The sequence below is a fragment of the Lentzea sp. NPDC060358 genome (assembly GCF_042725365.1).
Taxonomy (GTDB): domain Bacteria; phylum Actinomycetota; class Actinomycetes; order Mycobacteriales; family Pseudonocardiaceae; genus Lentzea.
Genome location: NZ_JBHXCW010000398.1, coordinates 1 through 4130, shown reverse-complemented (window position 1 = coordinate 4130; position 4130 = coordinate 1). Strand labels below are relative to the sequence as shown.

The window sequence follows — 4130 nt, the reverse complement described above, 5'->3', positions numbered from 1 at the left end:
GACCTCGCCCTCAGACCACTGCGCGTTCCTCGGCGAAGTGGCACGCGGACAGCGTGCCGTCCGGGCCGCCGCGCCGTTCCAGCTTCGGTTCCTCGGTGGCGCAGATGTCCTGCGCCTTCCAGCACCGCGTGCGGAACCGGCACCCCGACGGGGGGTTCACCGGCGACGGCACGTCACCCGTCAGCACGATCCGCTGCCGCTGCCGTTCCTGCTTGGGGTCCGGCATCGGCACCGCGGACAGCAGCGCCTGCGTGTACGGGTGCATCGGCTTGGTGTAGATCGCCTCGCGCTCGCCCATCTCGATGATCTTGCCGAGGTACATGACCGCGACCCGGTCCGAGATGTGCCGCACCACCGAGAGGTCGTGCGCGACGAACAGGTAGGCGAGCCCGAGCCGTTCCTGCAGCTCCTCCAGCAGGTTCACGACACCGGCCTGCACCGAGACGTCCAACGCGGACACCGGCTCGTCCAGCACCAGGAACCGCGGGTTGAGCGCCAGCGCGCGGGCGATGCCGATGCGCTGCCGCTGACCGCCGGAGAACTCGTGCGGGTAGCGGTTGCGGTGCTCGGGGTTCAGGCCGACGAGCTCCAGCAGCTCGTTGACCCGCCGTTGCACGCCGCCCTCGACACCGTGGATCTGCAGGGGTTCCGCGATGATGTCGTTGACCTGCCACTTGGGGTTCAGCGACGCGTACGGGTCCTGGAAGACGATCTGGATGTCCTTGCGCAGCGGGCGCAACTGCTTGCTGCTCATGGACGTGAGCTCGCGGCCCTCGAACTTCACCGAGCCCGAGGTCGGCTTGTGCAGCTGCAGGATCGCGCGCCCGGTCGTGGACTTGCCGCAGCCGGACTCGCCGACCAGGCCGAGCGTCTCGCCGGGGTGCAGGGTGAACGACACCCCGGACACGGCCTGCACCGTGCCGACGTTGCGCGGGATGATCCCCTTGCCGCGCACGGGGAACTCCTTGACGAGGTCGGTGACCTCCAACAGCGGAGCGGTCACTTCGCCTCCTCATCCGTGATCAGCGAGCCGTGCACGGCGGTCACCTCGAGCGACTCGTCGGGGTTGGCCGCGGCGAACGCGGCGGGGTTCTCGACCGTGCCGATCTCGTCGTGCAGGAACAGCCGCTGGGGGTTCTCCACCGTCGCGAGGTGTTCCCAGCGGTGGCAGCGCGTCGAGTGCTTCGGACCGGCTTCCTCGAGCTCCGGCTCCCACTCGTGGCACACGTCGGCGACGAGCGGGCAGCGCGGCGAGAACGAGCAGCCGGACGGCAGGTTCACGAGCGAGGGCGGCGCGCCCTTGATCGGGGTGAGCCGCTTGCCCAGGGTCGCCGGGTTCGGCACGGAGCCGAGGAGTCCGACGGTGTAGGGCATCCGGGGCCGTTCGAAGACGTCGTCGACGGGGCCGGACTCGACCACCGTGCCGCCGTACATCACCTGCACGCGGTTGACCATGCCCGCGACCACGCCGAGGTCGTGCGTGATCATGATGATCGCCGCGTCGGTCTCGGACTGCAGCCGCAGCATGGTGTCGAGGATCTGCGCCTGCACCGTCACGTCGAGCGCGGTGGTCGGCTCGTCCGCGATGATCACGCTGGGGTCGTTGATGATCGCCATCGCGATCACCACGCGCTGCCGCATGCCGCCGGAGAACTCGTGCGGGTACTGGCCCGCCCGCTTGTCCGGCTGCGGGATGCCGACCAGTTCCAGCGCCTCGACCGCCTTGGCCCACGCCGCCTTCTTCGAGACGTCGTGGTGCGCGCGGTAGGTCTCGGCGAGCTGCCACCCCACGGTGTAGACGGGGTTCAGCGACGTCATCGGGTCCTGGAAGATCATCGAGATGTGCTTGCTGCGGAACGGCTGCATCTGCTTGTAGGTGCGGCCGTTCAGCTCCTCGCCGCGGTAGCGGATGGAGCCCTCGATGACGGCGTTCTTGGGCAGCAGGCCCATGATCGCCATGGAGGACACCGACTTGCCGGAGCCCGACTCGCCGACGATGCCGAGCACGTCGCCGGCGTTGAGGTCGAACGAGACGTTGCGCACCGCGCGCACGTCGCCGTCGTCGGTCGGGAACGTGACCGACAGGTCCTTGACCGAGAGCAGCGGCGTGGTGGTGTCGGAGGGCAGGAAGTCCTCCGTCAGTTCGGAAACACTCATCAGGCACGCACCTTCGTCTGCCTCGGGTCGAACGCGTCGCGCAGGCCGTCACCGATGAAGTTGACGGCGAGGGAGAGCGACACGAGCACGATGAACGGACCCCAGAACAGCCAGGGGCGGTTCATGAACTGCCCGTAGTTCTCCAGCACGATCACGCCGAGCGAGGTGTCCGGGGGCTGGACGCCCAGTCCCAGGAACGACAGCGCGGCCTCGGTGAGCACCGCGGCCGCGATCGCCAGCGTGGCGTTGACCGTGATGCTGCCGATCATGTTCGGCACGAGGTGCTTGAAGATGATGCGCGGGGTGGAGGCGCCGCAGGCCCGCGCCGCCTCGATGAACTCGCGCTGCGCCAGCGACAGCGTCTCACCGCGCGTGATGCGGGCGATCTGCATCCACGCGAACGCGGCGAGCACCAGCGCGACGACGTACCAGCTGCCGGAGAAGCCCTTGACGACGATCGCGGCGACCGCGATCTGAGGGATGATCAGCAGCAGGTCGACGAGACGCATCAGCGCGGTGTCGACGAACCCGCGCAGGTATCCCGCCAGGGCGCCGAAGGTCACGCCGACCGCGGTCGCCAGCGCGGCCACGATCAGTGCGATCTGCAGCGAGTAGCCCGTGCCGCGCATGAGCAGCGCGAGCATGTCCTTGCCGACCTGGGTGGTGCCGAGCGGGTGGGTGCCGCTCATCGGCTGGTAGGACTTGCTGGTCACGTCCTCGAAGTCGTAGGTCCAGATGAACGGGCCCACGAACGCGAACAGGACGAGGAAGACGAAGACGCCGAGACTCACCATCGCGAGCCGGTGGCGCAGGAAGCGACGCATGACCAGCTGGCCCTGCGTGCGGGTCTTGGAGGCGTCGAACTCGTGCGAGTCGGACTGGGGAGCGCTGTTCACCACGCCGCCCTCGGACGCCATGTTGATGTTAGCCAAGGCGGATCCTAGGGTCGAGGATGCCGTACACGACGTCGGCGATCAGGTTGAACAGCACGATCAGGGTCGCGGTGACCGCGAGCCAGCCCATCAGCATCGGCGGGTCGAACTGCCGCACCGAGTTCACGAGCAGCGTGCCCATGCCGGCCCAGCCGAACACGGTCTCGGTGATGATCGCGCCGGACAGCACGGCACCGAAGTTCAGCGAGAACAGCGTGGCGACGGGGATGAGCGCGTTGCGGAACGCGTGCCGGAAGACCACCCGGCTCTGCGAGATGCCCTTGGCCCGCGCGGTGCGCACGAAGTCCGAGTGCAGGATCTCGAGCATGGACGCGCGTTCGAACCGGCTGTAGGCGGCGAAGCTGATCAGCATCAGCGCGACCGTCGGCAGCAGGAACGTGCCGGTGTACTTGAAGATCACCTCGCCGAAGCTGCCGCTGAAGCCACCCGGTCTCGGACCGGCGGTGGTGAGCCAGCGGTCCAGCCCCATCGACTCCAGGACGTTGTTGAACTGGATGCCGTAGTTCTTCACGATGACCGCGACGCAGAAGATCGGCATCGAGAACATGAGGAACGCGGTGCTGGTGGCGAGGTAGTCGAAGATCGAGTACTGGCGCACGGCGGCGAGCACGCCGACCGAGACCCCCAGTGTGAGGGCGAGCAGTTCGGCGCCGATCACGAGCCGTCCGGTGGTCCACAGCGCGTCGGTGACGGCGGGGTACACGGCGGTCTTGGCCTGGCCGAGGGCGATGCTCTGACCCCAGTCACCGGACACGAAGTCGGTGAGCCAGTTCCAGTAGCGCACGACGACGGGCTGGTCGAGACCGAGCGAGATCTCGGCGGCCTTGATGTCGGCTTCGGTGACACCGGGCCGGAATCGCATCTCCGCCAGGGGGTTGCCGGCGGTGGCGACGAGGACGTAACAGGCGAAGCTGCCGATCAGCAGGATGGGTACCGAGATCAGCAGGCGCCGGATGATGTAGCGGATCACGACGAGCTCCCTAGGGGGCAACCCGCGCAGGCGGGGCCGGACTCGTGGTC

General features: G+C 68.1%; 4 protein-coding genes. All 4 read right to left on the bottom strand.

All coding sequences use genetic code 11. The features are described 5' to 3' along the window. Nucleotides 1-10: 10 nt before the first annotated feature. Genes ACFWGZ_RS39905 through ACFWGZ_RS39890 form a run of 4 tightly spaced genes read right to left on the bottom strand, consistent with a single transcriptional unit; the run spans nucleotide 11 to nucleotide 4080 of the window. A complete protein-coding gene (locus ACFWGZ_RS39905) occupies nucleotides 11-1003 on the bottom strand; it encodes an ABC transporter ATP-binding protein (RefSeq protein ID WP_382456786.1) in 993 nt (330 codons plus the stop codon). Further along, nucleotides 1000-2157 carry an ABC transporter ATP-binding protein gene (locus tag ACFWGZ_RS39900; RefSeq protein WP_382456785.1) on the bottom strand — a complete coding sequence of 386 codons (1158 nt, stop codon included), beginning with the start codon at nucleotides 2155-2157 and terminating at the stop codon, nucleotides 1000-1002. Before ACFWGZ_RS39900 ends, ACFWGZ_RS39905 begins: the two co-directional genes overlap by 4 nt. After that, nucleotides 2157-3089 carry an ABC transporter permease gene (locus ACFWGZ_RS39895; RefSeq protein ID WP_382456784.1) on the bottom strand — a complete coding sequence of 311 codons (933 nt, stop codon included), beginning with the start codon at nucleotides 3087-3089 and terminating at the stop codon, nucleotides 2157-2159. The genes ACFWGZ_RS39900 and ACFWGZ_RS39895 overlap by 1 nt, the downstream gene beginning before the upstream one ends. Further along, on the bottom strand, nucleotides 3082-4080 hold the full coding sequence (locus ACFWGZ_RS39890) for an ABC transporter permease (RefSeq protein WP_382456783.1): 999 nt from the start codon (nucleotides 4078-4080) through the stop codon (nucleotides 3082-3084). Before ACFWGZ_RS39890 ends, ACFWGZ_RS39895 begins: the two co-directional genes overlap by 8 nt. Between the last annotated feature and the right edge of the window lie 50 nt (nucleotides 4081-4130).

Coding starts and splice junctions, on each gene's coding strand:
- ACFWGZ_RS39900 (WP_382456785.1), bottom strand. CDS start 2,157: ATGAGTGTTTCCGAACTGACGGAGGACTTCCTGCCCTCCGACACCACC.